Source organism: Actinoplanes sp. NPDC051633, from assembly GCF_040681735.1.
GTDB lineage: Bacteria > Actinomycetota > Actinomycetes > Mycobacteriales > Micromonosporaceae > Actinoplanes.
The window spans coordinates 1-1,115 of sequence record NZ_JBFAZH010001780.1 but is presented as its reverse complement, the minus strand read 5'-3'; the positions used below and the strand labels follow the sequence as shown (position 1 = coordinate 1,115).

The window sequence follows — 1,115 nt, the reverse complement described above, 5'->3', positions numbered from 1 at the left end:
GAGGACTTCGTACGGCACCAGCAGGCGCACGGGCTGTGGACCAGGGACGGGAACCCGCCGCCGGTCGCCGCGCCGCCGATGCCGGGACAGCAGGCTCCCGGCCAGCCCTATCCGCCGCAGCAGCCCCCGCAGCCCCAGCCGTTCGTCCCCGGCCAGCAGCAGTACCCGTACCCGCCGCAACAGCCGCAACAGCAGCCGGGTCACCCGTATCCCCCGCACTCGGGTCCGCAGCAGTATCCGTACCCCGGCCCGCCCCAGGGCCGGCCCCCGCAGGCGCCGCCGCCTCAAGCGCCGCCGCAGCAGTAGCCGGAGACGGCGAAGGGGGGGGGGGGGGGGGGGCCGGGCCCCCCCCCCCCCCGGCACTTGTGATTCAGGCTGACGCCTGCCGGGCCGTGGTCCTGATGCAAGCCGTCGCGAGCAGCAGCCCGCATAGGCTCACGGTCAGTCCGATGAGGGCACCCTCGCGGTCCGACACCAGGGCGACCAGGGCGCCGGCGACGTTCAGAGCGGCGACGGCGGTGACCGCCAACGGCGCCCACGGTGCTCGGCGGACCAGCCCCACGGCTGCGACGAGACCGGCCACGCCCAGCAGCGTGACCACCCATCCGAGCGGCGCGGCGACGTCTCCGTCGAACGCGAACGGCAGGTTCAGCAACGCCATCAGGACGGTGACGGTGGCCGTCGCGTACACGAGCATCTTCACGACTGCTGTGCCGCTACCGGCCGCTGAGCCTCCGGCAAGGGCGGAGAACCCGGGCCCATCCGGGGCCGACGCAGCAGCTGGATGCCGACGGCGGCGAAACCCGCACCCTGCACGATCGCCCCGGCCACCTCGATCCATTCGGTCCCGGCCACCAGGCCGGTGATGTGCAGCAGCGGCCAGGCCATGATCGCGCCGGCGGCCCATCGAACCACCGCCCGCGAGCGCCACAGCGCGAGTCCGAGCAGGAACGTCCCGACGATGTTGCCGAGGACGAACAGCAGGAACACCCAGGTTCCGGCGGCGTACTCCTGTCGCACGTCGAGCACCCGGGCGAAGTCGGCCATCGGGCCGCCGACGCGAGCCATCGCGAGGGTGGTCAGGTCGGTCAGCAGGACGGCGAAGTAGCAGGCGT

At 73.5% G+C, this 1,115-nt stretch carries 3 protein-coding genes; all 3 read right to left on the bottom strand.

Annotation, left to right across the window (positions count from 1 at the left end):
* A partial coding sequence (locus AB0M20_RS45110; RefSeq protein ID WP_364307787.1) for a hypothetical protein occupies positions 1–204 on the bottom strand: 204 nt, incomplete at its 3' end.
* 166 nt (positions 205–370) lie between these two features.
* A complete protein-coding gene (locus AB0M20_RS45105) occupies positions 371–703 on the bottom strand; it encodes a hypothetical protein (RefSeq protein ID WP_364307785.1) in 333 nt (110 codons plus the stop codon).
* On the bottom strand, positions 700–1,115 hold a 416-nt coding region (locus AB0M20_RS45100; protein ID WP_364307784.1), incomplete at its 5' end, for a hypothetical protein. The genes AB0M20_RS45100 and AB0M20_RS45105, both read right to left, overlap by 4 nt.